The sequence below is a fragment of the Tabrizicola sp. T46 genome (assembly GCF_057219895.1).
Genome location: NZ_JBXVVV010000001.1, coordinates 828,706 through 854,526 on the forward strand (window position 1 = coordinate 828,706; position 25,821 = coordinate 854,526).

The following is a 25,821-nucleotide window of genomic DNA, read 5'->3' on the forward strand; positions in this document are numbered from 1 at the left end:
TTCTTTCCGTCTTCCTTCTGTCTTCCTCGCGTCTCTACGCGCGGAAGACGCATGAAGCGTTAACCGCGACGGAAAACCGCCCTAGCGGCGGGTCAGCGCGAAGATACCCGACCCCACCACCAGCGCCGCGCCTGCCCATGTCGCAAGATCGGGACGCTCGGCGAAAAGGACCATCGCCAGCACCATCGCAAAGACGAGGCGCGTGTAGCGGAAGGGTGTGACTGCCGAAACCTCGCCTGTCCGCATGGCATAGGTCAGGGCGTGATAACCCGCCATCCCGAAGACTGCGCCGCCAAGAAGCTGCGCCGCCGTCATGGCGTCCGGCACCCTTGCCCCGCCCGAGATTACCAGAAGGATCGTCCCGGCGATCGCCAGCATCGCAAAGCCCAGGGCGCCAAGCTGGCGGTTCGACAGCCCCTTCGGTGCCGCCCGCGTGGCGAGGTCCCGCCCGGCAAAGCCCAAGAGGCCGATAACCGCGAGGAGGGAGAGGGCCGAGAAATCCGCCCCCGGGCGCAGGATCACCAGCACCCCAACAAAGCCCACCAGAACCGCAAGCCAGCGCTGCCAGCTTACCCTTTCGCCGAAGATCAGGGCGGCACCCGCCACCACGACCAGCGGCGTCGCCTGCAGGATCGCCGACGTGGTCGACAAGGCGGTCAGCGTGATCGCCAGGCCATAGAAGAGCCGGCCCACGATCTCGAAACCGGAGCGGACCAGCATGGCGCGCGACAGGAAGGCGGGCGGCAACAGCGCCTCGCCCTGCCGGAGAGCCATGGCCGCGAAGACCAGCATTCCGGCAAGGCCGATGGTCAGAAGGACCTGGCCGAGGGGAAGGCTTTGCGCGGCGGCCTTCACGAAGACATCCTCGACAGCGAAGCCCGCCATCGATGCCGTCATGAAGAGAGCGCCGCGCTGGTTCTCGGTCAGCGTCAACGCGCGCCCCAGGTGTCCGACAGGCGATAGCCGGTCGGCCAGGGATCGTCGGGGTCGAGCATGTGCTGATGCATGCCGGTGATCCAGGCCCGGCCCGAGATTTCCGGCAGGATCGCGGGAAGGTCGCCGACGCGGCTCGCCCCTACGATGCGGCCCTCGAACGTGCCACCGATCAGCGAATGCGCGCGCAAGACCTCGCCCGGGGCGATCTGGCCCCGCGCCGCGAGGATCGCGAGGCGGGCCGAGACGGCGGTGCCGGTGGGCGAACGGTCGATCTTGCCAGGCCGGATCGCGACGGCGTGTTGCGTGTCCCACCCGTCGGCGACACGGGTCAGCGGCCCGGCGAAGAGGCAGAAGGAGAAATGCCGCCAATCGGGATTTTCGGGGTGGCTGAAGCCCAGCTGCTCATCGGCGGCCTTGGTGATTTGCACGCCGAGCGTTGCCATCGCATGCGCCTCTTCCGGCGCGTGGGTGAAGCCCAGGGCTTCGGCATCGACCACGACGAAGCTGTCTGCCCCGTAGGCCGTGTCCACCATCAACCGCCCGATCCCAGGCACATCCAGGGGCACGCCCAGCCGGTCGGCGAAGGAGGGAAGATTCCGCACATGGATGCGTTCGGCCTTGCCGCCCCGGCAGTCGGCGCGGACGGTGACAAGGCCCCCCGGGGCCTCGAGCACCAGTTCGGTCACCGGCCCGGTCATCGGCAGAATGCCGCTGTCCAGAAGCACGGTCGCCACGCAGATCGAGTTCGACCCCGACATCGGCGGGTTGTCCTCGGGCTCCATGATGATGAAGCCCATCTGCGCGTGGGGGTCCTTCGGCGGAACGAGGAGGTTCACATGCCGGAACACTCCGCCACGCGGTTCGTTCAGGACGAAATTCCGCAGGGTCTGGTCACGCCAGAGCGTCTCGCGCATCTCCCAGAGGGTCGCGCCGGGCGGCGGCGCGACGCCACCGACGATTACGTCGCCAACCTCGCCCTCGGCATGGGCAGAGATGACATGAATGGTCTTGGTGCTACGCATGGGCGGACCATGATCGGGCCGGGCGTAAATGACAAGGACCCCGGCAATGCAGAGGACCCAAATCCTTTAAGCAAAGGATTTGTCAAAATTCTTGCTCAAGAATTTTGGGTGCTTCAGATCAGCCCGGCGTGCTTCATCGCGGCCTTGATCCTGGCCTTGGTCCCGTCGGTCAGGCCCACGAGCGGCAGGCGAACCTCTTCGCTGCAAAGGCCAAGGAGCGACAGGCCGTATTTCGCGCCGACGAGGCCCGGTTCGATGAAGATCGCCTCATGCAGCGGCATCAGACGGTCTTGATACTCCAGCGCCTTGGCGTAATCGCCGCGCAGGGTGGCCTCCTGGAATTCCGCGCAGAGGCGGGGGGCGACGTTCGCGGTGACCGAGATGCAGCCCACCCCGCCATGCGCGTTGAAGCCAAGGGCAGTGGCGTCCTCACCCGAAAGCTGGATGAAATCGGCGCCGCAGGTGGCGCGCTGCTGGCTTACCCGCTCGATCTTCCCGGTGGCGTCCTTGACCCCGATGATCCGGGGCAGTTTCGCGAGAGTGCCCATCGTCTCGGGCGTCATGTCGACGACGCTGCGCCCGGGGATGTTGTAGACGACGATCGGCAGCGTGCAGCAGTCATGCAGCGCGGTGTAATGCGCGACAAGGCCGGCCTGCGTGGGCTTGTTGTAATAGGGTGTCACGACAAGGGCCGCCGTCGCCCCGACCTTTTCGGCATGGCGGATGAGGGAAATTCCTTCGACCGTGTTGTTCGAGCCCGCGCCCGCGATCACCGGCACGCGGCCGGCGGCGATGGCGACGACTTCCTCGATCACGCGCTGATGCTCGGCATGGCTGAGGGTCGGGCTTTCGCCGGTGGTGCCGACCGGCACCAGACCGTGGCTGCCTTCGGCGATGTGCCAGTCGACAAGTTTCTTCAGCATCACCAGATCCAGCTCACCGTTCTTGAACGGCGTCACCAGGGCAGGAAGGGACCCTCTGATCATGACGCTTCTCCTTTTCATGGCATGATTGCCGCGGACCGCGCCTCTCTTAGCGCCAAGGCCCTGCAAAGCCAAGACGTGCAAGTTCGGGGGCATACTGACGGAACTGTGGGTTGTGGCCGCCGCTGGGCTTTGGCAGATTCCGCGCCATGACAGTCAGAACACTCCTCGGTGCGGCGCTTCTCGCCGCTTTCGTCGCCAGCGGCCCGGGATCGGCCGATACCGCGCAGGCCATGCGCACGGCGCTTCAGCTTTCGGCGGGGCGCGACTGGGACGGCGCGCTTGCCGTGGCGCCATCAGGGGCGGGGCGGGATGTCATCGAATGGCAGCGGCTGCGGGCGGGCGAAGGGCGGCTGGGGGAGTACGAGGATTTTCTGGCCCGGAACCCGGATTGGCCTGGCCTGACCCTTCTGCGCGAGAAGGGCGAAGAGGCGGTGGCGCGTTCGGATGATCCCGCGCGGGTCATTGCCTGGTTCAAGGCGGGTCCGCCCCGGACCGGAGCGGGCGCTGTCGCCTATGTGCGGGCGCTTCTCGCGGCGGGCCAGGTGGCCGAGGCCGAGACCGTGGCGATGCAGGCCTGGGCAAGTCTTTCGTTTTCCGCCGAGGAAGAGGCTGCGCTGGTGGCGCTCAAGCCCGAGGCGCTGGAGCTGGTGCATGACCTGAGGCTCGACACCCTTCTGTGGGAGGGCCGCCGGGCCGAGGCGACGCGCCTTCTGCCGCGCGTGGCCCCCGACCTGCAGGCCTTGGCCAAGGCGCGGCTTGCGCTGCAGGGCGAGGCGAAGGGGGTGACCGCGCTGATCGAGGCGGTGCCCGAAGCGCGTGCCGACGATGCCGGGCTGGCCCATGACCGGTTCATCTGGCGGATGAAGCGCGATGCCTATGACGACGCGCTGGAGATGATCCTGGCGCGGTCAACCAGTGCCGCGGCCCTTGGCCGTCCCGAGGCCTGGGCCGACCGCCGTGCGATCCTGGCGCGCTGGCTGATGCGGCAGGGCCGGCCGGCTGAAGCCTACCGCGTTGCCGCAAGCCATTTCATCCCGCCGGGCGGGGGTGGGGCTTCGGACTATGCCGACCTTGAGTTTCTCGCCGGGTTCATCGCCCTGCGCCGGCTGGACGACCCGGCGGCGGCGCTGCCGCATTTCCGGAACCTCTTGGCCGCCGTCTCGACTCCGATCAGCCTTGCACGGGCGAATTACTGGATCGGCCGGGCGGAAGAGGCGGCGGGGCAGGACGGCACGGCGAGTTTTCAGGCGGCGGCGAAGCATCAGACCGCCTTCTATGGGCTCTTGGCGGCAGAACGGCTGGGCCTGACGCTGGACGCGGGCCTTCTGGCCGAAAGCCCGGTGCCGGACTGGCAGGGCGCGGGGTTCCGGCAGTCCTCGGTGATGGCGGCGACCGAGCTTCTGCTTGCGGCGGGAGACCTGACGCTGGCCAAGCGGTTCCTCTTGCATCTCGCCGAAAGCCAGGACGAGACCGGGTTGGCCCAGATCGCCGACATGGTTTCGGACTGGGGCCAGCCGCATCTGCAGGTGCTGTTGGGCAAGGCCGCGGCCGAGCGGGGGCTGATCCTGCCGGGCGTCTATTATCCCGTGCCAGACATGGTGCCCGATGGCCTGTCGGTCAGCCGCGCCCTGGCCCTGGCGATCGCGCGGCGGGAAAGCGAGTTCGACCCGGCGGCGCGGTCTTCGGCGGATGCTCGCGGGCTGATGCAGGTCCTGCCCGGGACCGCGAAGCTGATGGCCGAGAAACTGGGCAAGCCGTTCGACGCTGGCAGGCTGACCAGCGACCCGGCCTACAACGTCGCGATGGGGGCCGCCTATCTGGCCGAGATGATCGAGGAGTTCGGCCCCTCGATCGCCCTGATCGCCGCCGGCTACAACGCCGGTCCGGGCCGCCCACGCCGGTGGATCGGTGAATTCGGCGACCCGCGTAGCCCGGACGTGGATGTGGTGGACTGGGTCGAGACGATCCCCTTCGCCGAGACCCGGACCTATGTGATGCGGGTCGCCGAAGGCGTGGTGATCTACCGGGCGAAACTGAAGGGCGAGGTCGGGCCGGTCCGCATAAGCGAGGAGCTGCGGGGCTGACACACGGACCTCTTCGCCACCGGATGCCGACGCGCGTCTTGCGCCTGTGACGATCTCCTTTCATGCTGACCGGGGGCCGGACCCATCGGCCCTGCAAATCCTGGAGGGGAAAGAATGTCGGACCTGATCGTTGTTGCCTTCGATGACGAAGCCACCGCTTTCGAGATGCGCGCGGCACTGGTCAAGATGCAGGGCGACTATCTTCTGCAGCTGGAGGACATCGTCGTCGTGTCGAAGTCGGCGGACGGCAATGTGGTGCTGCACCAGCCGGTCAACCTGACGGCGGCGGGCGCTGCGGGCGGCGGCCTCTGGGGTGCCCTGATCGGGCTTCTGTTCCTGAACCCGCTGCTGGGTGCGGCGGTCGGGGCCGGGGCCGGGGCGCTTTCGGGCAAGTTCTCGGACATCGGGATCAACGACCAGAAGATGAAGGATATCGGCGCGTCGCTGACCGCGGGCGGTGCCGCCGTCTGCGTCCTGGTGCGGCGGATGACCGGGGACAAGGTCCTTGCCGGACTGTCCGAGTTCCATGCCAAGGGCCGGGTGATCCAAACCTCGCTGTCGGATGAACAGGAAGCCGCCCTGCGCGCCGCGATCGACAAACCCGGCGCTACGGCCTGATCTTCCGGAGACACCTTTGGGCGTCGCGGTAAGCCGCGGCGTCCGTGTCTTCGCCCTATTCCAGCGTCGCGATGATCGCGCGCAGGGTCTCGATCCCCTCGCCCTTTTCCGAGCTGGTCACCACGATCTCGGGGTAGGCCGCCGGATGCTTTGCAAGGGCGCCCTTCACCTGTTCGATCACCGCTTCGCGTGCCGCCCGGCTGATCTTGTCGACCTTGGTCAGGACCACCTGGAAGGTCACCGCCGAACGGTCGAGGAGGGTCAGGATCTCGGCATCGACGGCCTTGATCCCGTGCCGGGCGTCGATCAGCACGAAGGCCCGCCGCAGGGTCTGGCGACCTGCGAGATACTGCTTCAGAAGCGCCTGCCACTTGGCGACGATGGCCACCGGGGCCTCGGCATAACCATAGCCCGGTAGGTCGACGAGGTAGCGCGACTCGCCCAAAGCGAAATAGTTGATCTCCTGCGTCCGGCCGGGCGTGTTCGAGGCGCGTGCAAGGTCCTTGCGGCCGGTCAGCGCGTTGATGAGGCTGGACTTGCCGACGTTCGAGCGGCCGGCAAAACAGACCTCCAGCCGGTCCGCCGGGGGCAGGCCGGGCATGGCGACGACGCCCTTCACGAAGGTGACCGGTCCGGCGAACATCAGCCGCCCGGTTTCGCGCGCGTCTTCGTCGGGTTCGGGGGCAAGGGTGAAGACCATGCTCATGCCCGGACCTCATCACCCAGCCGCAGGGTGCCGCCTGCGATCACCCGGGCAAAGACGCCGAAGTCGGTGTGGCCATAGCCAGACTCGAGCGCGCGCATCGTGTCGGCGTCCTGCGCCCCGGTTTCGGGGTTGGCGCCCGTTGCGCGGCAGCGGCCAATCGGCTCTTCGACGCGCAGGCGGGCCCCGCCGATGGTGATGTCCTTGCCCACAAGGTCAAGCTCGGCCCAGGGGGTCCAGCCTTCGACCCAGATGTTGCCCCGGAAGCGGTGGATCGACAGGTCCTGTCCCATCCGCGCCGAAAGGTCGGCCAGCGAAGCGGTGGAGTTGATCGAGACGAGCGGCTGGTCCTGATCGGTCAGCGCCTGCCCGGGCACGCGGATCACCCGCGCAGGTTCGGGGCGGTTTTCGGGCCAGAGCGGGCGCAGCCAGTCGATCAGCCGCGCGGCATCGGCGGGATCATCGGGGCGGAAGGTGGCGGTCGGGCGGGCTGGGTGGCTGAGCGTGATCTCGCCCGCTTCGGGGGCGGAACGGCAGCTGATCGCCATCAGCGCAGGCGAGCCCCAGCCCCGCAGGAATTGCAGCTTCGGGGCCCAGGCCGGCGGATCGGTCAGGCGCGCGGCGGCATGGGCCACGGCCCAGACGCGGTCGAATGGAAAGGCCGCGCCGGGGACCAGCGCGGCCTCATCAACCCGTTCGTATCCGGCAGACTTGACCGGGTGCCGGACCAGGTGTGCGACGTGGCCAACGCCCGGGGCTGTCACTTCTTGCCCTTTTTCGGCGGGGTCGCGGGCGGTTGCGGTGTCTTGGCCGCAACCCGTGCCGCCTTGGCCGCCTTGATGTTTCCGAAGATGTCGGGCCGGTTTCCGTGGCTCCACATGATCAGGTACTGCTGGATGAAGGTGATCGTGTTGTTGGTGATCCAGTAGACCACAAGGCCGCTGGCGAAGCCGCCCAGCATGAACATGAAGACCCAGGGCATCCAGGCGAAGATCTGCTGCTGGATCGGATCGGTCGGTGCCGGGTTCAGCTTCTGCTGGAGCCACATCGAGATGCCGAGGAGGATCGGCAGGAGCCCGATGAAGATCAGGTGCAGAAGCGAGCCTGTAACGGGCGCGTCCCAGGGCAGAAGCCCGAAGGCGTTGAAGATCGACGAAGGGTCGGGCGCGGAGAGGTCGCGCAGCCAGCCGACGAAGGGGGCGTGGCGCAGTTCGATGGTGACGAAGATCACCTTGTAAAGCGCAAAGAAGATCGGGATCTGGATCAGGATCGGCAGGCAGCCCGCGGCCGGGTTGACCTTCTTGTCCTTGTAAAGCTGCATCATCTCGCGCTGCATGCGCTGGCGGTCTTCGCCGGCACGTTCCTTGATCGCCTCCATTTCCGGCTGGAGCTCCTTCATCCGCGCCATCGAGACGTAGGACTTGTAGGCCAGGGGCAGGACGAGGAACTTGAGGAAGAAGGTCAGGGCGATGATGGCAAGGCCCATGTTGCCGATCTGCAGGTTCAGCCAGTGCAGGACGGCGAAGATGGGCTTCGTCAGGAAGTAGAACCAGCCCCAGTCGATGGAATCGAGGAAGCCCGCGATGCCTTCATTGTTTTGATAGTTGCGGATGGTCGCCCATTCCTTCGCCCCGGCGAAGAAGCGCAGCGACGAGACGGTTTCTTCCCCGGCCGCAAGCGTGATCGCCGGCGGGCGCACTTCGGCCTGGTAGATCTCGGCACTGGGGACGAACTTCAGGACCTGCTTGTAGGGCGTGCCCTGCTCGGGGACGAGGGTGGTCATCCAGTAGTGGTCCGTAAAGCCGACCCAGCCGTCCACGGTGCCGTTCGACACGACGGCAGGAAGGCCCTCGTTCGGGTCGACCTCGAACTCTGTGAAATCGGCATAGTTGGTTTCGGTCAGCTCACCATCGACGCGCTGGATGGCGCCTTCGTGGACGACGAAGATGTTCTGAAGCTGAGGCAGGCCGTGGCGTGCGATGATGCCATAGGGCTGAAGGGTGACCGGGGCGCCGGAGCTGTTCCGGACCGTGTCGGTCACGGTGAACATGTAGTGTTCGTCGATCTCGACGCTGCGCTGGAAAGTGAGGCCCTTGCCGTTGTTCCATTCCAGGGTGACGGGGGCCTCGGGCGTGAGGGTCTGGTTGCCGACCAGCGTCCACTGGGTCATCGCATCGGGAACTTCGCCCGGCTGGAGGCCGGTGCCCGGCAGCCAGCCGAAGACCGAGTAGTAGGGCAAGGCCTCTCCCACCGGTTCCAGAAGGTGCACGATGTCCGAGTCGGGTTCGATCGTCTCGCGGTACTTCTTCAGCGAGAGGTCGTCGACACGCCCGCCCAGCAGCGAGATCGTGCCGGCGAGCTTGGGCGTATCGATCGTCAGGCGAGGTGCCTCGAGCACCGCATCGGGGGTGGCCCCGGCGCTGGCGGCGGCAGGATCGGCGGGGGCGACGGCGGGCGCGGTGCCGTCGGTCACGGTCTGCCCGGCGGTCGGGGCGGCAAGGTCGGCCGGCGGCTCGGGCGGTGGGAAGAGGACGAACCAGACGATCATGACCGCGGCGGACAGGACCATCGCCAGGATCAGGTTCTTGTTGTTCTCTTGTTCCATCTGCCCGCCACCATGCGACCGAAGCTTGATCAGCGGTGCTTCAACGACAGGGGCAGGGAAAGGTCAAGCGGTTTTGCCCGGATCGGGCCGGGATGCCGATCAAATCCGCGGGCGGCGGTGACTAAGCTCTTGCGGCGGGTTTGTGCCTGAGCGTCCCTTCCCGGCGTCCGGGCCGGTCCATCGGGTGCCCGGACCGGACCAACGGGCCCTGCCTGAAGGTCGTTTCAGGGATGCGCCGCCTGTACAATGAAAGTTATGGCGCGCGGACCCCGATCCGCAGTGCCTGGGCAAGGCGGGTGCGGTGATCGACCAGCCATGGTGTGACGTCTTCCAGTGGCATCGGACGCGCGACCACGAAGCCCTGCACATGGCCGCAGCCAAGCTGCGCCAGCATGGCATGTTCGCCTTGGGTTTCGACCCCCTCGGCCAGAGTCTCGAGGCCCAGACGCTCGGCCAGGGAAAGGATCGCGGTGACCAGTTGCTGCTGGTCGCGGTTGCCGTCGACCGACCGGACGAAGCTGCGGTCGATCTTCAGCCGCCGCAGTGCAAAGCGCCGGATCGAGGTGATCGAGGCATTGCCGGTGCCGAAGTCGTCCATGTCGACGCCGCAGCCCATTTTCGCGATCCGTCCGATGTTGCGGGCAATGATGTCATCGCCGTCCTTGGCCACGACCGATTCCAGCACCTCGACCGTCAGGCGTTCCGGGCGAAGGCCAAGACCGTCCAGCGCCCAGGTCAGGCGTTCGGGAAGTTCGGGATCGGAAAGCTCACGCGCGGAGAAGTTGACCGAAACCGTGGGGACCCGCAGACCGGCCTGATCCCAGCCCGCCAGCGCTTGGAGGGACTGGTTCAGCATCGCCTCGCCCAGAAGATTCATGAGGTCCGTGCCCTCGATCGCCGGCAGGAACACGCCGGGCGAAAGAAGCCCGCGTTCTGGGTGGTGCCAGCGCGCCAAAGCCTCCATCCCCGAGACATCGCCCGTGTCGGTGCTGACCTGCGGCTGGAAATGGGCGCGGACCTCGCCCGCGGCGACAGCCCCGGCGAATGCGGCGCGGAGCGCGTCACGGTCGGTACGGGCCTGGGCCAGATCGGCCGTATAGGCCCGGATCGCGCCCGGCGCGTGGCCAAGGGCCGCGTCGGTTGCGACCTGTGCGGCCTCAAGGAGCCCGCGACCAGTCGCCCCTTCGATCTGGCGGGCGTGGCAGAAGCCGATGCAACAGGTCAGCTGCACCATGTCCGGCCCAAGCTGCATCGGCTGCTGGGCCACCAGCTGCAGCCGACCGGCGATGCGCACCATGCTTTCGAGGTCCAGCCGTTCGGTCGGGCCAAGGACGATGACAAGGCACCCGTCCTCAAGCGCGAAGAGCAAGTCCCCCGGCCTCAGCGCCCCCCGGATGCGGGCGACCGAGGCGGCCAGAATCTCGGACTGGCGGGCGCGGCCCAGCCGGTCACAGACGGCCTGCAGCGTATCGAACTGGAGGACAAGGCAGCCCGTCTGTCGCCCCTGACCCGCTGCAAGGCCCGAATCCAGCGCAGCGATCGCCTGATCGGCGACGGCCGGGGTTACCCCCCGGGGCAAGACACGGCGCAGGAGGGCCGCCAGAAGCGGCAGCCCCACGGCGAGGACCAGGATTTCCACCCAGCCAAGGAGAAGGTACGCCGGCAGCGCCAGCACCGGCAGGAGAAGGCCAAGGTCCGGCCATCTGATCCCACGCACCCATCCCCTGACGGCAAGTGTCATCACGACATCCCCCGGAAAGGCCAGGCAAAGCCCGGCATCGGGGTCAGCTTGCACGGATGTTCCTGATCAGTTCCTTAATGCTCAGCCGAAAGTTGCAGAGAATTGTCTGCATCAGCCAGAGCGGCAGCAAGCCCGGCAAAGTCGAAAAGCGCGGGGTCGGCAAGGTGCGACGGGCGCACGTTCATCAGCGCTCGGAACATGATCTGCCGGCGGCCGGGGGTCCGCGCCTCCCAGTCATCCAGCAGCTTCTTCACCTGCGCCCGCTGCAACCCTTCCTGGCTGCCGCAAAGGTCGCAAGGAATGATCGGATAGCCCATGCCCTTTGCGAAACGGTCGCAGTCCGCCTCGGCGACGAAGGCCAGCGGGCGGGCGAGGTAAAGATCGCCGTCCTCGTTCAGAAGGCGCGGCGGCATGGAGGCAAGCCGGCCGCCATGGAAGAGGTTCATGAAGAAGGTCTCGAGGATGTCGTCGCGGTGATGGCCGAGGACGACGGTCGAGCACCCCTCTTCGCGCGCGATGCGGTAGAGGTTCCCCCGCCTGAGGCGCGAGCAGAGGCTGCACATCGTGCCCCCCGGCTTGATCTTGTCGATGACGACGGAATAGGTGTCCTGGTATTCGATCCGGTGGGGTACGCCCATCCGGGTCAGGAAGTCCGGCAGGACGGTCGCCGGAAAGTTCGGCTGCCCCTGGTCCAGGTTGCAGGCCAGAAGGTCCACCGGCAGAAGGCCACGCCACTTGAGTTCGGTGAGCACCGCCAGAAGTGTGTAGCTGTCCTTGCCGCCCGAAAGGCAGACGAGCCAGCGGTCGCCCGCCTTTGCCATGCCATAGGTGTCGATCGCCTCACGCACCTGTTGCACAAGGCGCTTCCTCAGCTTGCGGAACTCAAGGCTCTTCGGCGCCCCGTGGAAGAGCGGGTGGATATCGTCGTCGCTGTCGTCAAGCATGGGCAGGCCTCGCGGGATTGGCGTCCTTATGCCCGATCCGCCAGCCCAAGGCAAAGCCCGGCGGTCATCCGGTTCCCCGCCCCGCGCGTATCACGTGCAAACGCGAGGTCTGTCGATGCGCCTTCTTCTCCTTTCGCTCCCCCTCTTTCTGGCCGCCTGCACTGGCAAGCCGTCCTTCGACGACCCCGCCCTCAGCGACCGCGAGCTGAATCTGGAAGAGTTCTTCGACGGCACCGTCGTCGCGCAGGGCCAGTTCCAGGACGTCTTCGGCAAGGCCCGGCGCCGGTTCGACGTGACGGTGCAGGGCGACTGGGACGGCGAGCGGCTGAAGCTGGTCGAGGATTTCGTCTACGAGGACGGGTCGACCGAGCAGCGCATCTGGACGCTGGTCAAGACCGGGCCGGTGACCGCCGACCAGACCTGGGAGGGCACCGCCCCCGGCGTGATCGGCAAGGCTACGGGGCGCGAGGATGGCGACCGGTTCAACTGGCGCTACACCATCGACTTGCCGGTCCCGGCGGCGGATGGGACGGTGGATACGGTCCGCGTGACCTTTGACGACTGGATGTGGCTCATGTCGAAAGACCGGGTGCTGAACCGGGCCTACATGAAGCGCTTCGGCCTTGATATCGGCGACGTCATCATCTCGTTCGAGAAGCGCCGGTGACCAGACACTCATCAAGCCCTTGCGGGCTTTCTTCGCTGACCCGCGCGCCAGACCAAAGCGAAGAAAGCCCGCAAGGGCTTGATGAGCGGCCCGTCAGACATGCCACCCGCAATCCCCCTCGATCTCGGGTGCACAGGTGCTTGTGAGGCGAAAGATCAGCCCCTGATTGACGGGCAAAGCCTACCCGTGGTTCAGTCCTGACCTCCCCGTGCGCTGCATTGCCCTCTCACGCTTCAGCCCCTCTGCAAGTAACTGGGAATGACGATGACCGCTGATATTCCGAAGATATGGAATACGACGTTCCTGAGCGAGATGAGCAATGTGAGAAAGATTGACTTTCACCTTCCGGATAATGACCTGCAGAAGAGAGTTGCATTGTCCAATTCAGCACTCTACCCGGACGGAAATCCGCTAAAAGCGGACTTGGTTCCCGACTATATGTTCTTCACCAAGTCCGACCTGACCGAGGCCTATCGGTCCGGCTTACCGGATTGGTTTAGAATCGGCGGCGGACTTCACGTGATCTCTGCGAAATTCCGTGATTTCCTGTCCGGCTTTGGCCTTGGGTCCAGCCAACTTTTCGAGGTGCCGCTTTACGAGTTTGATCAGAAGACCCTGCGGCCGGGCCGCTGGTTCATTTTCCACATCTGCGAGACGAAAGAGACGCTGGTGGCCGAACAATCAACAGGACTAGAACTGCGAGGGACGTCCGAAAGGCTTTGGCGGTCGCACATTGAAGAGGATGTACTCGCGGCACGCGCATCTTCAGCGGAAGGCGCCGACCTGTGGATTGACCTGCAGATACTTGGCCGGATCTTCCTGTCTGACCGACTGAAGTCGGCGCTACAGCCTGCAGGTGTCCGCGCGTCAGGGCTGACGCTCCGTCCCTGCATCGTCGTCGCCTGACCGCTCCCCACAGCCTTCCCGGGCCGCTGTCAGACGTGCTGCGCGCCGTTCACCTCTATCTCGGCGCCGGAAATGTAGCTCGACTGGTCCGAGCACAGGAACCAGATCACATCGGCCACTTCCTTCGGCTGGCCCAGCCGCTGCATCGGCAGCTTTTCCACGATCTTGTCAGTGCCCGGCGACAGGATCGAGGTTTCCACCTCGCCCGGGGCAATGGCGTTCACCCGCACGCCGTAAGGCCCGAAGTCATGCGCCATCTCGCGCGTGAGCGCGGCAAGCGCGGCCTTCGAGGTCGCATAGGCCGCGCCGGCGAAGGGATGCACCCTGACCCCGGCGATAGAGGTGACGTTCACGATGCTGCCTTGGGTCGCGGTCAGTTCGTCTTTCAGGCCGCGGGCAAGGATCACCGGGGCGAAGAAGTTCACGTGGAAGACATGGCCCCAGGTCCGAAGGTCCGTGGTCATGGTGTTCAGCCGCGCGCCACCCGGCCCCTTGGGGCTGATCCCGGCATTGTTTACGAGCGCGTGGATGCGGCCGCCCACCTTGCCCTTGATCGTCTCGATCGCGGCGATGGTCTTGTTCGGATCGGCAAGGTCGATCTCGATATGGTTGTCCTCACCACCCGGCCAGGGGCAGCGCGGATCGAAGGGCTGGCGCGAGCAGGTCAGGACCCGCCACCCCTCGGCAGAAAAGCGCTTGACCGTCGCATGGCCGATGCCGCGGCTGGCGCCTGTCAGCACAAGGGTTTTCTGTTCGGACATCGGGGGTGCTCCTTTGTCCGCAAGGCTACGCCTTCGCGGGGGGAAGGCAAGGCTTGGCAGGCCGATGCAAAAGCCTTATGCGGCGCATGATCCGGAGGCCGCCCATGAAACAGCAGACCCTCACCATGCAAGACGCCAGGAACACCGCAAAGATGCTGTCGGAAGCCCTGCCCTACCTCCAGCGCTTCACCGGCGCGGTGGTGGTGGTGAAGTTCGGCGGCAATGCCATGGGCGACGATGCCGCGATGGCGGAGTTCGCGCGTGACATCGTGCTGATGCGGCAGGTCGGCGTAAACCCGGTGGTCGTGCACGGCGGCGGGCCGATGATCAACGACATGCTGACGAAGCTGGGGATCAAGTCCGACTTCGTGCGCGGCAAGCGCGTGACCGACAAGGCCACCGTCGAGGTGGTGGAGATGATCCTCTCGGGCCTCGTGAACAAGCGGATCGTGCAGGCGATCATGGATGCCGGGGGCCGGGCGGTCGGCATCTCGGGCAAGGACGACGACCTGATGGTGTGTGAGGCGGACGATCCGGAGCTTGGCTTCGTCGGCAGACCCATCGAGATGAACGTGCAGGTGCTGCGCGATCTTTACAATGCCGGGATCATCCCGGTGATCGCCCCCGTCGGGACCGGGATGAAGGACAACGAGACCTTCAACGTCAACGGCGATACGGCAGCCGGCGCAATTGCCGGGGCGCTGCAGGCGGACCGGCTGCTCCTTCTGACCGACGTGCCGGGCGTGAAGAACGCGGCGGGCGAGGTGATGACACAGATCACGCCGGACGAGATCCGGCAGATGACGGCGGATGGCGTGATCTCGGGCGGGATGATCCCCAAGACCGAGACCGCGCTGATGGCGCTGGAAAAGGGCACGCGCGCGGTGACGATCCTGGACGGACGGATTCCCAACGCCTGCCTGATCGAGCTTTTCACCGACCATGGCGCGGGCAGCCAGATCCGGTCGACCGAGCCGCGGGTGAAGCCGCACGTCCGCCGCTGAGCCCCGGTTGGGCGCGTTCCCGCCGGGCGCGGCTTCCCGGTCACGTTTCCGCGTTGCCTTGGTCCGGCCCGGGACTTAAGCCTTGCCAATCGTGGTGCAAGACTATCCTAAGGGGGCAGGCGCCCGGACGAGGCGCACGGACAAAACGGGCATGGAACACCAAGGGTCAACGGCAGCCACCGGCGTGGCAAGGGTCGCGCTGGCGGTTCTGGCGCTTTGCGCCCTGGGTGCCTGCGCCGGGACCAACCCCGCCCCGGACGAGATCAACGATCCCTTCGAGAACACGAACCGCAGGATTCACGCCTTCAACAAGGAAGTGGACCGCAACGTCCTGAGGCCGGTGGCCCAAGGCTTTGGCGCCGTCACGCCCGAGCCGGTGAAGCAGGTGGTCTCGAACCTTGCCGACACGCTGGACCTGCCGGGCGACATCGTAAACGACGTCCTGCAGCTGAACATCGAAGATGCGGCAACGAACACGCTGCGGCTGGCGACGAACCTCACGATGGGGGTCGGCGGCGTGTTTGACGCGGCGACGGCGCTTGGGCTTCCGGTGGCGACGACCGATTTCGGCGAGACGCTGTTCGTCTGGGGCGTCGGCGAAGGCCCGTTCCTCGAGGTGCCGTTTACCGGGCCGACAACCCTGCGTGACGGTTTCGGTACGCTGGTCGACCTTGCCACGAACCCGGTCAGCAATGCGCTGCCGACGCGTGAAGGGCGGGCCGCCAACTTCGTGAAGCTTGTGTCACGCGTTCGTGACCGCGACCGGTTCGCCGCGACCTTCGACTCTCTGCTATACGACAGTGCAGACAGCTATGCGCAAAGCCGGCTCTTGAGATTGCAGAGCCGCCGCTTCCAGCTTGGTCAAGACGCCGAGGCGGCAGCCACCGAAGACCCGGATTCCGACTTTATCGACCCCTACGAGGACCCCTATGCCGAATGACCTTCCCCTGACCCGCCGCGCCTTCGGGCTGGCGCTGGCCTCCGGTCTGGTTCTTGCCGGCCTTCCCCGCGCGGCTGCGGCCCTGACGGTCGACCAGGCCCGCGTGCTGGTCGACGATACAGTGGCCCAGATCAACGCGATCATCAGTTCGGGCAAGTCGGAAAGCGCCATGCTGCGCGACTTTGAAAAGCTCTTCGCCCGCAATGCCGATGTGCCGACCATCGCCCGCTCGGCCCTTGGCCCGGCGGCGCGCACAGCTTCGAAGGCGCAGCTTTCCGCCTTCACCAAGGCCTTCCAGGGCTATCTCAGCCGCAAGTACGGCCGCCGCTTCCGCGAGTTCATCGGCGGCCGGATCGAGGTTTCCGACGCGCGCACGGTGAAAAGCTATGTCGAGGTGATCTCGACCGCCTACCTGCAGGGCGAGGCCCCGTTCGAGGTGCGCTGGCACGTCAGCGACAAGGCGGGCAAGAGCCTGTTCTTCAACATCATCATCGAGGGCGTGAATATGCTCGCCTCCGAACGGACCGAGATCGGCGCCCTTCTCGACCAGCGCGGCGGCGATCTTGACCGGCTGATCGCGGACATGGCGACGCTCTAGCGTGCAGGGATGACCGGCAGCGGGGACGAGCACTGGGCCGCTCTGGTTCCAGAGCTTCTGGTGACCGACCTTGACAGGGCCCTCGGCTTCTACCGCGACCTCTGCGGCTTTCGGGTGCGCTACGGGCGACCGGAAGACGGCTTTGCCTACCTTGAGCTTGGTCAGGCCCAGCTCATGCTGGAAGAGCTGGATGAAGGGTCCTGGCTGACCGGCGCTCTGGATGCGCCATTCGGGCGTGGCCTGAACCTGCAGATCGAGGTTGAAGACGTTGCAGACCTTGCAGCGCGGCTTGAGGCAGCGGGGCTGTCGCTTTACCGGCCCGTCGCAACCGAATGGTATCGGCAGGACGATGTCGAGCACGGCCAGCGGCAGTTCCTGGTGCAGGACCCGGATGGCTATCTCTTGCGCTTCGTACAGCCTCTCGGGACGCGCCCGGAACAGGACGTGCCGCGGAGCTAGGCGTCGGGCCGCCGGTCAGTTCCCCGCCGTCCCCAGCACTTCCTCGATGATCTGCTCGGCTAGATCCGGCTGCTGCCCGGCGGAGCCGCCGTCGTAGACGGGAGCGTTCGAGCCATCGAAGTAGGGAACCTCCTCGGCCGTGATCGCCCCTTCGGTGGTGGAGGGGTCGATCGGCACATAGGTCGAATCCGGGATCTCGGTCAGAAGCGGGCTTGCGTCCACGCCTTCGTTGATCCGGCTCATCACCTCGTGCCAGATCTCGGCCGGCAGGCCGCCGCCGGTGACGCCGGTGAGGGGGCTGTTGTCGTCATAGCCCATCCAGACGCCCACGACGTAGTCGGCGGTGAAGCCCACGAACCAGGCGTCCCGCGCGCTTTGCGTGGTGCCGGTCTTGCCAGCCGCCGGGCGGTCGTCCAGCCGCGCGCGGCCCCCGGTGCCGGAGACCAGGACCTGCTCCATCATGTAGGTCAGCGCCCGCGCAGCACCTTCGCTGATCACCCGCTCGCCAATGCCGCCGCCCGCGCCGAAGAGGGGTTCGTCCATCCCCTTCAGCGTCAGCGCCTGCAGGCCGTAGGGCGTCACCGACGAGCCACCGTTCAGGATCCCGGCGAAGGCCCCCGTCATCTCGATCAGCGTCGATTCCGACACGCCCAGCGCCAGCGCCGGTCCGTCCGGCATGTTCTGCGCCACGCCGAAATCGGCCGCGACCTTCCTGACAAGATCGCGCCCCACCGCCTCGGACAGCCGCACCGCCGGGATGTTGCGGCTTTCGGCCAGAGCCTGGGTCAGCGTGATCTCGCCCTTGAATTCCTTGTCATAGTTCTGCGGACACCAGTCGCCGGACCCGGGCGTGTAGATGCACAGGGGCGTGTCCGAGACATAGTCGAGCGGGCTGTAGCCAAGGTCCATCGCCACGGCATAGATGAAGGGCTTGAAGGTCGAACCCGTCTGCCGCAGGGCCTGCGTCGCGCGGTTGAAGTCGCCCGCATTCGGGATGTCGCGCCCGCCGACCATCGCGCGGACCGCGCCATCCGCGCTCATCACCACGATCGCGGCCTGCGCCTTGGAGCCTGCCTTGACCTTGTTCTCGAAGACCCAGGCCAGCGCCTCTTCGGCCTTGCGCTGCATGTCCTGATCCAGCGTCGTCTGGATCGTCACGTCCTCGGTCGTGTCGCGTGCCAGGTAATCCGGGGTGGTCTCCATCACCCAGTCGGCGAAATAGCCGCCGGATTTCTGCTTGGCGGCCTCGGAGAGGCGGGCGGGGTTCTGGCGGGCCTCCTCGGCCTCTGCCGCCGTGAGGTAACCCTGCTCTTCCATCAGGCCGATGACCACGTTCGCCCGGTTGCGCGCCCGTTCCATGCTGGAGGTCGGGGCAAAGGTGGAGGGCGCCTTCAGAAGCCCGGCCAGCATCGCCGCCTCGGCCGGGGTGACATCCCGCGCCGACTTGCCGAAATAGCGCTGGGCCGCCGCCTCGAACCCGCGCGCGCCCGCGCCAAGATAGGCGCGGTTGAGGTAGATCGTCAGGATCTCTTCCTTGGAATACTTCACCTCCATCGCCAGCGAGAAGGGCACTTCCTTGATCTTGCGCCACATGCCGCCTTGCCGGCAGTCCCGTTCGTAATCAGCTTCGGACTTCCACAACGCCGGATCCCAGGCGACGCCAAGACACAGAAGCTTTGCCGTCTGCTGGGTAATGGTCGACCCGCCGTTGCCCTCGAATGCGCCCCGGCCCTCGGAAAGGTTGATGCGGATGGCCGAAGCGATGCCGCGCGGACTGATGCCGACATGCCAGTAGAAGCGCCGGTCCTCGGTGGCGACCACAGCGTCGTGGAGATAGGGGCTGACACTGTCGGCGGTGATCATGCCGAAGGTCTCGCCCCGCCAGGCGAAGACCTCGCCGTTGCGGTCCTGCAGGGTAACAGATCCCCGCGCACGCCCGTCGATCAGATCGGCCACCGGGGGAAGTTGGGCGTAGAAATACCAGACCACCCCGCCGAGGACGAGGCCGCCGATGACCGCCCCGCGCCAGGCGATGCCCCAGAAGATTCGCCAGATCGCGATGAAGAACCCGGCAATCAGGCCATGCTGGCGGCGCTGCGTCCGGGCCCGAGGCGCGCGGCGCGGCTTTGCCGGTGCAGGCTTCTTCGGCCCGCCGCCTGACGTCGCCGGGCGCGCTGCCCGGGAATACCGCTTGTCTGCCACGAGGGGGCGCTTGCCCCCGTTTCCTGCTGCCATGCCCGCTGCCCGCCATTGTGACGCCGGCCGGTTTACCGGCCTGTTTCAGCCAGAATAGACCGGATCGTCATGAAAGCGAAGCAGTGCCGCCATCGATTCGCGTTCAACACGCGCCTAAAATTTCGGCTTTCCAGACGATAAGTGCAAAAATTGTGCAAATCATCCCGCAGCGGGTCACCAAAGCGGGGCCACTTCCTTGTGCTGCTGCAGCAATGACCTCCCTCATGTCTGTCGAGGGTCCCGTGCCCTGTCGCGACGAAAAAGACAGAAGGGGAAAGATGTGAAGCTCATCATTGCAGCAATCAAGCCGTTCAAGCTCGAGGAGGTCCGCGAGGCGCTGACTGCCATCGGCGTGCGCGGAATGATGGTGACCGAGATCAAAGGGTTCGGCAGCCAGTCGGGCCACACCGAAATATATCGCGGTGCCGAATACGCGGTGAACTTCGTGCCGAAGGTGCGGCTGGAGATCGTCGTGTCGGACGCGCTGAGCGACCAGGTGGTCGCCACCATCGCCAAGACAGCGAAGACGGACAAGATCGGGGACGGAAAGATTTTCGTCGTCGACGTGGAACATGCCGTGCGGGTCCGCACCGGCGAAACCGATGACGATGCGCTCTGACGCAACCGGGGAAGGGGAACTCACCGAAATGAGCAATCTGATGAAATACTCTGGCCTTGGCGCGCTTGGCGCGATCCTGTTTGCCAGCCTGCCCGCCTGGGCACAGGAGGCCACGGCCGAAGCCACCGAGGCGGCGGCTGAAGTGGTCGAGGAAGTCGTGCCCGTCATGGACAAGGGCGACGTGAGCTGGATGATGGTCTCGACCGTCCTCGTCCTCTTCATGACGATCCCCGGCCTTGCGCTCTTCTACGGCGGCCTCGTGCGCGCCAAGAACATGCTGTCGATCCTGATGCAGACCACGGTCATTGCCTGCGTGATGATGATCGTCTGGGTGATCTACGGCTATTCCTTCGCCTTCGGCGGTTCGACCTCGCCCTGGTGGGGCGGCACAGGCAAACTGTTCCTCTCGGGGGTCACTGCCGACAGCATGTCCGCGACCTTCAGCGCCGGCTACGTGATCCCGGAATACCTGTTCATCGCCTTCCAGATGACCTTCGCGGCGATCACGCCCGCGCTGATCATCGGTGCCTTCGCCGAACGGGTGAAGTTCAAGGCCGTGTTGGTCTTCTCGGTCCTCTGGGGCACCTTCTCGTACTTCCCGATCGCCCACATGGTCTGGGATGCCAATGGCTACCTTTTTGCCAAGGGGGCAATCGACTTTGCCGGCGGCACGGTCGTTCACATCAACGCCGGTATCGCGGCGCTGGTCGGCTGCATCGTGATCGGCCAGCGGGTCGGCTACGGCAAGGACAACATGGCGCCGCACTCGATGGTCATGACCATGATCGGTGCATCGATGCTGTGGGTCGGCTGGTTCGGCTTCAACGTCGGCTCGAACCTTGAGGCCAATGGCGGCGCGACGCTGGCGATGATCAACACCTTCATCGCCACCGCCGCGGCCACCCTGGCTTGGTGCGCGCTGGAAGGTCTGCAGCGCGGCAAGGCCTCGATGCTGGGCGCTGCCTCGGGCATGGTGACCGGCCTTGTTGCAGTAACCCCAGCCTGCGGCACGATCGGCCCAATGGGTGCCATCCTCCTTGGCGTGATCGCGACGCTGGCCAGCTACTTCTTCGTCACGGTTGTGAAGCTGAAGATGAAGTACGACGACAGCCTGGACGTCTTCGGCATCCACGGCATCGGCGGTATCGTCGGCGCGATCCTGACGGGTGTGTTCTCGGCAGCAGCGTTCGGCGGCGTGAAGGGCGACGACTATGCGATGCTGGCGCAGCTCTGGATCCAGATCGAGGGCGTGCTGATCACCATCGTCTGGTCGGGTGTCGTGTCCTATGTCCTGTTCAAGGCGATCGACATGACCATCGGCCTGCGCGTCGATGCGGATACCGAGCGTCAGGGCCTGGACCTTACCACCCACGGCGAACAGGCCTACCACTCGTAAGACCCGGCGACAGGCCTCCTCCTCCCGGCCTGTCACCTGAAGCGTCGGCCCGCGGGATCCTCCCCCCGCGGGCCGTACTCCATCCGGCCCCTCCTCGTGCGACTTCGTCTTCTCGTCGGTGTCCCAGCGAGGAGCGACGAAGTCGACGACGAGCCGCCCCCGGCCCTTCCCTCCGCACCAGGGCGCAGCTAGGTTCCCGCCATGTATCCCGAAGGCAATCCCCTGAAAGGCGTGGCGCTGGTCGTCGCCGCGACGCTGCTCTTTGCGGCCGGGGACACGCTGGGCAAGCATCTTTCGATGCTTTATGCCGCGACGCTGATCCTGTCGGCCCGCTATGGGATCAACCTTGCCCTCGTCCTTCTGACCATGTGGCCGCGCCACCGGAGTGCGGTCTGGAAGACGCAGCGCACCGGCCTTGTCCTACTGCGTGGGCTCTTCCTTGCCTGCGCCACGATCACAATGCTTCTGGCCCTGCGCGTGATGCCGGTGGCCGAGACGGTGGCGATCATCTACATCACCCCGGTCCTTCTGATGCTCGTCTCGGGCCCCATCCTGGGAGAGAAGGTCCCGGTCATCGGCTGGATCTGCGCCGCGCTCGGCTTTGCCGGTGTCCTGCTGATCGCGCGGCCGGGGAGCGGGCTTGACCCCTTGGGGGTGGCCCTGTGCCTGCTGAACGCGGTCCTTGGCACCGGCTACCACCTTCTGACCCGCATCCTGACCCGGACCGAGACGACCATGGCGCTTCTGTTTCAGACCGCGCTGGTCGGCACCGTCCTGTCGGTCGCCCTGACGCTGTTCCTCGGGGTCGAGGCGCTGCCTACCTCGTTCGACTGGCTGATGATCCTGGCCTACGGCACCGCCGCGACCGTGGGCCATCTTCTTCTGACCTCGGCCTACCGCGAGGCGCCGGCCGCGACCCTCGCGCCGGTCAACTACATGCACATCGCCTTTGCCACACTGCTGGGCTGGCTGGTATTTGCCCAGATCCCGGATGCGCTCGGCTTTGCCGGGATGGCGCTGATCGCGGTTTCCGGCCTTCTGGCCGCATGGCGCGCCAGCCGGCCTACGCCGTTGCCAGAGTGATCAGGGCCGTCCCCGCCACGGCAAGCGCGGCACCGACCCACGCCACCGGAGCAGGCGCGCGGCGGGTCACCCACCAGACCATCGGCAGGATCAGGATCGGCGTGGTCGAGGATAGAGTGGTCACGATCCCCACGTCCCCGACCGCAAGCGCCGCCATAAGCAGCGTCATCCCGAGGAAGATGCCCGACAGTGCCGAGCCGCCGATCCGCAGGATGTCCTGCGGCACAGGCCGGGACACAGGTCGCCGGGCCGGGACCGCCAGCAATGCGACGAAGAAGAGCGCCCCGAGCCCGGACCGGATCGCCATGGCCGTGAAGGGTTCCACCCCCGCCAGCATCGCCGGGCGCGCCAGCAGGCTGCCGGTCGCCTGCCCCAGCGCCGTCACCACCCCCAGCGCAAGGCCAATGCCCAGCGCCTGCGGCCCGCGCATCCCTTCGCGCCCGCCCGGACCCATGATTGCCAGCACGATCCCTGCAAGGATCAGCCCCACGCCTGCGCCTTGCATGAGGTTCACCGTCTCGCCCCGGAAGGCATAGCCCAAGGCCAGCGCGAAAGGCGCCGACAGGGTGAAGACCAGCGCGTTCAGGCGCGGCCCCAGCAGCTGGATCGTCGCGACATAGGTCGAGGTCGCCAGCATGATGCCCGCCGCCGAGGACCCGGCCAGCCACAGGAACTCATTTGCCCCGACCGTCCGCCAGCCGCCAAGGACCAGCGAGGCGGCAGCGGTCATCCCGAAGGCAAGCGCCATCTGCCAACGCGCGAGTTGCAGCGCCGTAACGCGGCCCGTCACGCTGTCGATCTGCATCGCCGACAGCGCGAAAGTGGCCGCCGCCGCAAGGGAAAGCGCGACGGCCAGCATGTTCGGTCAGATCACCTGCGCGATCGCAGCAGCCAGCACCGGCACGGTCCTGGTATTCAGCCCGGCGATGTTGATCCGGCTGTCGCCGACCATGTAGATGCCATGCTCCTCCCGCAGCCGGTTCACCTGGGCTTCGGTCAGGCCCAGACGGCTGAACATGCCGCGGTGATGCGCGACAAAGTCGAAGCGGTCGCTGTTCGTCGCACGGCGCAGCTCATCGGCCAGCTGCTTCCGGAGGCCCAGCATGTTCTGCCGCACCTCTTCCAGTTCCGTCTTCCATTCGGCGGTCAGCGCCTGATCCTCAAGGATCATGGTCACCAGCCGCGCGCCGTGGTCGGGGGGGAAGCTGTAGTTCTGCCGGTTCAGGAAGTTGAGATTGCCCTGCACCACGGCCTTGCGGTCCGGGCTGGTCAGGGCGACCAGGATGCCGGTGCGCTCGCGGTAGATGCCGAAGTTCTTCGAACACGACGCAGCAATCAGCACCTCCGGGAAGGCCGCCGCGATCTTGCGGGTGGCGGCGGCATCTTCTTCCAGCCCGTCGCCGAAGCCCTGGTAGGCGAGGTCGACGAAGGGGACGGCGCCCTTCATCTGCAGAAGGGCGACCACCTGGTCCCACTGACCGGCATCAAGGTTCGCCCCGGTCGGGTTGTGGCAGCAGCCGTGCAACAGGACGGCATCGCCCGCCGCGACCCCTTCAAGGTCCGCCAGCAGCCCGGCAAAGTCGATGCCAGAGGTGGCAACGTCGAAGTAGCGATACTCCACCCCCGTCATGCCAAGATACTTCACGATCGAAGGGTGGTTCGGCCAGGTCGGCGCGGACATCCAGACGCGTGCCTTGGGGTTGGCCATCCGGATCAGCTCCAGCGCCTGGCGGATCGCCCCGGTCCCGCCCGGTGTGGCGACGGACGCGGCGCGGTCGGCGTAACCCTTGCCCAGGATCATCTCGACCAGGGCGGCGTTGTAGGCGGGCTCCCCGGCCAGACCGGTGTAGGTCTTGGTCGTCTCCACCTCCCAAAGCTTCTTCTCGGCCGCCTTGACCGCGCGCATGACCGGGGTCAGGCCGGTCGCGTCCTTGTAGACGCCGACGCCAAGGTCGATCTTCGCGGTCCGGGGATCTTCCCGGAACATGGCAATGAGTTGCAGGATCTTGTCCTGCGGCTGGGGGTTCAGGGTCTCAAGCATGGCGGTTTCCAAGGGTTGGTCAGGCACCGGCCATGATCACGGCCCTTGCCCGACGGACATAGGCCCAGTGCCACAGCCAGAGCGGCACGGCAAGAAGGCCCGCGACGCTTCCCACCTCATGCGGCACCAGCGCAAGGATCTGCAAGGCGCACCAGCCAAGGCCCGAGATCAGGCCGAAGGTCCCCCTGGTGACACCGCGGGCTGCGGCCTCGGCCTTCAGCGAGGCCGCGACATTGCCGATGATCCAGAAGTCCTCGACGAAATTGTAGGGCAGAAGGAACATCAGCCAGACCGATTTCGGGCGTGCCGCGCGGAAGGGTGCCGGGATCGCTTCCAGAGCCCGTTGCAGGTCGCGGGCATAAAGCGCCACGGCCAGCAGGAAGCCCAGGACAAGCACCGCCGAGCCCCAGGGACCAAGAAGCGCGAGTTCCGCCAGAAATCCCTTGTCGGGCCGCGCAAGGCTCCAGCCGATCAGGCCGCAGACGCCCGCCGTGAGCAGGAGCTTGAGCGCAATAAGACGCACTCAGGGGCCAGTGGCGACCCGCAGGTCGTCATACATGCCCCATTCGGCCCAAGACCCGTCGTAGAGCGCATGGTTGCGATGGCCGAGCCGTTCCAGCGCCAGCGAAAGGACCGCCGCCGTAACCCCCGACCCGCAGGTGGTGATCGCGGGTTTTGCAAGGTCCACGCCCGCCGCCGTAAAGGCCTCACGCAGCGCAGCCGGGGCCTTCATCGTGCCGTCCGCGTTCAGAAGCTCGGCGAAGGGCAGGCTTTTCGATCCCGGGATATGGCCGGACCGCAGGCCCGGCCGCGGTTCCGGCGCTTCGCCCCGGAAGCGGGCGGCCGGACGGGCGTCGATGATCTCGGCCTCGCCCAGCTTGGCGGCATGGGCGACTTGCGTGACGTCCTTCACCAGGTGGTGCTGCCGGCTGATCGTCATGTGCCGGTCGCGGATCATCGGGGGCAGGTCCTCGATCTCGCGCCCCTCGGCCCGCCATTTCGGAAAGCCGCCGTCCAGCACGGCCACATCCGTCTTGCCCATCAGCCGGAAGGTCCACCAGACCCGCGCCGCGCTGAAGATGCCGGCACCATCGTAGACCACCACCTGATGCCCGTCGCCCACACCCATCGCCCGCATCCGGCTGATGAACTTCTCGGGCGGCGGGGCCATGTGCGGCAGGCTGGACCGCTGGTCGGAAATCTCGTCGATGTCGAAGAACCGCGCGCCTGGGATATGGGCGGCATCATATTCCGCCTTCGGATCGCGTCCCGCGTCCGGCAGATACCAGCTTGCGTCCAGCACCCGAAGGTCCGGGTCGCGCAGGTGGCGTGCCAGCCAGTCGGTCGAGACCAGCGTCTTGGGGTCGTCCTGCGGCGAAGGGGTCATGGCGGCTCTCCCGGGATCACCGGGATATAGCCGCGCCCTCCGGGTCTGCGCAAGGCGCGGAACACGAGGTCCGCGCCTTGTTTTCC

The 25,821-nt window shown here is 66.3% G+C and carries 25 protein-coding genes; 11 read left to right on the top strand and 14 right to left on the bottom strand.

Going from position 1 to position 25,821, the window contains the following annotated elements:
• Positions 1–81: 81 nt before the first annotated feature.
• From AC2D9V_RS04260 to dapA, 3 genes are all read right to left on the bottom strand, one after another.
• Entirely contained in the window at positions 82–933 is an 852-nt protein-coding gene (locus AC2D9V_RS04260) for a DMT family transporter (protein ID WP_484712786.1), read from the bottom strand.
• Positions 930–1,958, bottom strand: a complete 1,029-nt coding sequence (locus AC2D9V_RS04265) for a trans-3-hydroxy-L-proline dehydratase (RefSeq protein ID WP_484712787.1) — start codon at positions 1,956–1,958, stop codon at positions 930–932. The genes AC2D9V_RS04260 and AC2D9V_RS04265 overlap by 4 nt, the downstream gene beginning before the upstream one ends.
• A gap of 113 nt (positions 1,959–2,071) precedes the next feature.
• Positions 2,072–2,944, bottom strand: coding sequence for a 4-hydroxy-tetrahydrodipicolinate synthase (gene dapA, locus AC2D9V_RS04270; RefSeq protein WP_484712788.1), 873 nt, complete (start codon positions 2,942–2,944; stop codon positions 2,072–2,074).
• A 146-nt stretch (positions 2,945–3,090) separates the two neighbouring features.
• Between dapA and AC2D9V_RS04275 the strand changes: the two genes are divergently transcribed.
• The gene (locus AC2D9V_RS04275) at positions 3,091–5,028 is read left to right on the top strand and encodes a lytic transglycosylase domain-containing protein (RefSeq protein WP_484712789.1); all 1,938 of its coding nucleotides are present in this window, start codon (positions 3,091–3,093) and stop codon (positions 5,026–5,028) included.
• A 114-nt stretch (positions 5,029–5,142) separates the two neighbouring features.
• Entirely contained in the window at positions 5,143–5,646 is a 504-nt protein-coding gene (locus AC2D9V_RS04280) for a DUF1269 domain-containing protein (protein ID WP_484712790.1), read from the top strand.
• A 55-nt stretch (positions 5,647–5,701) separates the two neighbouring features.
• On the opposite strand, the gene yihA is transcribed toward AC2D9V_RS04280, so the two are convergent.
• The 5 genes from yihA to ttcA all read right to left on the bottom strand — a co-directional run bounded on the left by yihA (position 5,702) and on the right by ttcA (position 11,639).
• A complete protein-coding gene (yihA, locus tag AC2D9V_RS04285; RefSeq protein WP_484712791.1) occupies positions 5,702–6,352 on the bottom strand; it encodes a ribosome biogenesis GTP-binding protein YihA/YsxC in 651 nt (216 codons plus the stop codon).
• The gene (locus AC2D9V_RS04290) at positions 6,349–7,113 is read right to left on the bottom strand and encodes an MOSC domain-containing protein (protein WP_484712792.1); all 765 of its coding nucleotides are present in this window, start codon (positions 7,111–7,113) and stop codon (positions 6,349–6,351) included. Before AC2D9V_RS04290 ends, yihA begins: the two co-directional genes overlap by 4 nt.
• Positions 7,110–8,954, bottom strand: coding sequence for a membrane protein insertase YidC (yidC, locus tag AC2D9V_RS04295; protein WP_484712793.1), 1,845 nt, complete (start codon positions 8,952–8,954; stop codon positions 7,110–7,112). Before yidC ends, AC2D9V_RS04290 begins: the two co-directional genes overlap by 4 nt.
• 253 nt (positions 8,955–9,207) lie before the next feature.
• Positions 9,208–10,749 carry an EAL domain-containing protein gene (locus AC2D9V_RS04300; protein WP_484712794.1) on the bottom strand — a complete coding sequence of 514 codons (1,542 nt, stop codon included), beginning with the start codon at positions 10,747–10,749 and terminating at the stop codon, positions 9,208–9,210.
• Between the two features lie 20 nt (positions 10,750–10,769).
• Positions 10,770–11,639, bottom strand: a complete 870-nt coding sequence (gene ttcA, locus AC2D9V_RS04305) for a tRNA 2-thiocytidine(32) synthetase TtcA (protein ID WP_484712795.1) — start codon at positions 11,637–11,639, stop codon at positions 10,770–10,772.
• A 115-nt stretch (positions 11,640–11,754) separates the two neighbouring features.
• On the opposite strand from ttcA, the gene AC2D9V_RS04310 reads away from it, so the two are divergent.
• On the top strand, positions 11,755–12,306 hold the full coding sequence (locus AC2D9V_RS04310) for a DUF3833 family protein (RefSeq protein WP_484712796.1): 552 nt from the start codon (positions 11,755–11,757) through the stop codon (positions 12,304–12,306).
• A 258-nt stretch (positions 12,307–12,564) separates the two neighbouring features.
• Positions 12,565–13,212 carry a hypothetical protein gene (locus tag AC2D9V_RS04315; protein ID WP_484712797.1) on the top strand — a complete coding sequence of 216 codons (648 nt, stop codon included), beginning with the start codon at positions 12,565–12,567 and terminating at the stop codon, positions 13,210–13,212.
• A gap of 29 nt (positions 13,213–13,241) precedes the next feature.
• Here the strand turns inward: AC2D9V_RS04315 and AC2D9V_RS04320 are convergent, their stop codons facing one another.
• Positions 13,242–13,973, bottom strand: coding sequence for an SDR family oxidoreductase (locus AC2D9V_RS04320; RefSeq protein WP_484712798.1), 732 nt, complete (start codon positions 13,971–13,973; stop codon positions 13,242–13,244).
• 125 nt (positions 13,974–14,098) lie between these two features.
• Between AC2D9V_RS04320 and argB the strand changes: the two genes are divergently transcribed.
• The 4 genes from argB (at position 14,099) to AC2D9V_RS04340 (ending at position 16,974) form a co-directional block, all read left to right on the top strand.
• A complete protein-coding gene (argB, locus tag AC2D9V_RS04325) occupies positions 14,099–14,977 on the top strand; it encodes an acetylglutamate kinase (RefSeq protein WP_484713404.1) in 879 nt (292 codons plus the stop codon).
• Between the two features lie 151 nt (positions 14,978–15,128).
• Positions 15,129–15,917: an MlaA family lipoprotein gene (locus AC2D9V_RS04330; RefSeq protein WP_484712799.1), complete on the top strand. Its 789-nt coding sequence runs from the start codon at positions 15,129–15,131 to the stop codon at positions 15,915–15,917.
• Positions 15,907–16,515 (top strand): MlaC/ttg2D family ABC transporter substrate-binding protein, encoded by a 609-nt coding sequence (locus AC2D9V_RS04335; RefSeq protein WP_484712800.1) that lies wholly within the window; start codon positions 15,907–15,909, stop codon positions 16,513–16,515. The genes AC2D9V_RS04330 and AC2D9V_RS04335 overlap by 11 nt, the downstream gene beginning before the upstream one ends.
• Before the next feature lie 9 nt (positions 16,516–16,524).
• Positions 16,525–16,974, top strand: coding sequence for a bleomycin resistance protein (locus AC2D9V_RS04340; protein WP_484712801.1), 450 nt, complete (start codon positions 16,525–16,527; stop codon positions 16,972–16,974).
• A 15-nt stretch (positions 16,975–16,989) separates the two neighbouring features.
• Here the strand turns inward: AC2D9V_RS04340 and AC2D9V_RS04345 are convergent, their stop codons facing one another.
• Entirely contained in the window at positions 16,990–19,209 is a 2,220-nt protein-coding gene (locus tag AC2D9V_RS04345) for a transglycosylase domain-containing protein (protein WP_484712802.1), read from the bottom strand.
• 280 nt (positions 19,210–19,489) lie between these two features.
• Here AC2D9V_RS04345 and AC2D9V_RS04350 point away from each other — a divergent pair, with 280 nt between their 5' ends.
• The 3 genes from AC2D9V_RS04350 to AC2D9V_RS04360 all read left to right on the top strand — a co-directional run bounded on the left by AC2D9V_RS04350 (position 19,490) and on the right by AC2D9V_RS04360 (position 22,307).
• Positions 19,490–19,828: a P-II family nitrogen regulator gene (locus tag AC2D9V_RS04350; protein WP_484712803.1), complete on the top strand. Its 339-nt coding sequence runs from the start codon at positions 19,490–19,492 to the stop codon at positions 19,826–19,828.
• 28 nt (positions 19,829–19,856) lie between these two features.
• Complete coding sequence (locus AC2D9V_RS04355) at positions 19,857–21,224, top strand: ammonium transporter (protein ID WP_484712804.1); 1,368 nt, start codon at positions 19,857–19,859, stop codon at positions 21,222–21,224.
• Between the two features lie 201 nt (positions 21,225–21,425).
• A complete protein-coding gene (locus AC2D9V_RS04360) occupies positions 21,426–22,307 on the top strand; it encodes a DMT family transporter (RefSeq protein WP_484712805.1) in 882 nt (293 codons plus the stop codon).
• On the opposite strand, the gene AC2D9V_RS04365 is transcribed toward AC2D9V_RS04360, so the two are convergent.
• Genes AC2D9V_RS04365 through sseA form a run of 4 tightly spaced genes read right to left on the bottom strand, consistent with a single transcriptional unit; the run spans position 22,288 to position 25,735 of the window.
• Positions 22,288–23,166 (bottom strand): DMT family transporter, encoded by an 879-nt coding sequence (locus AC2D9V_RS04365; protein ID WP_484712806.1) that lies wholly within the window; start codon positions 23,164–23,166, stop codon positions 22,288–22,290. The genes AC2D9V_RS04360 and AC2D9V_RS04365 overlap by 20 nt on opposite strands.
• Before the next feature lie 6 nt (positions 23,167–23,172).
• Positions 23,173–24,348 (bottom strand): amino acid aminotransferase, encoded by a 1,176-nt coding sequence (locus AC2D9V_RS04370; protein WP_484712807.1) that lies wholly within the window; start codon positions 24,346–24,348, stop codon positions 23,173–23,175.
• Positions 24,349–24,367: 19 nt separating this feature from the next.
• Positions 24,368–24,871 (bottom strand): hypothetical protein, encoded by a 504-nt coding sequence (locus tag AC2D9V_RS04375; RefSeq protein ID WP_484712808.1) that lies wholly within the window; start codon positions 24,869–24,871, stop codon positions 24,368–24,370.
• Complete coding sequence (sseA, locus tag AC2D9V_RS04380) at positions 24,872–25,735, bottom strand: 3-mercaptopyruvate sulfurtransferase (RefSeq protein WP_484712809.1); 864 nt, start codon at positions 25,733–25,735, stop codon at positions 24,872–24,874.
• Positions 25,736–25,821 lie beyond the last annotated feature (86 nt).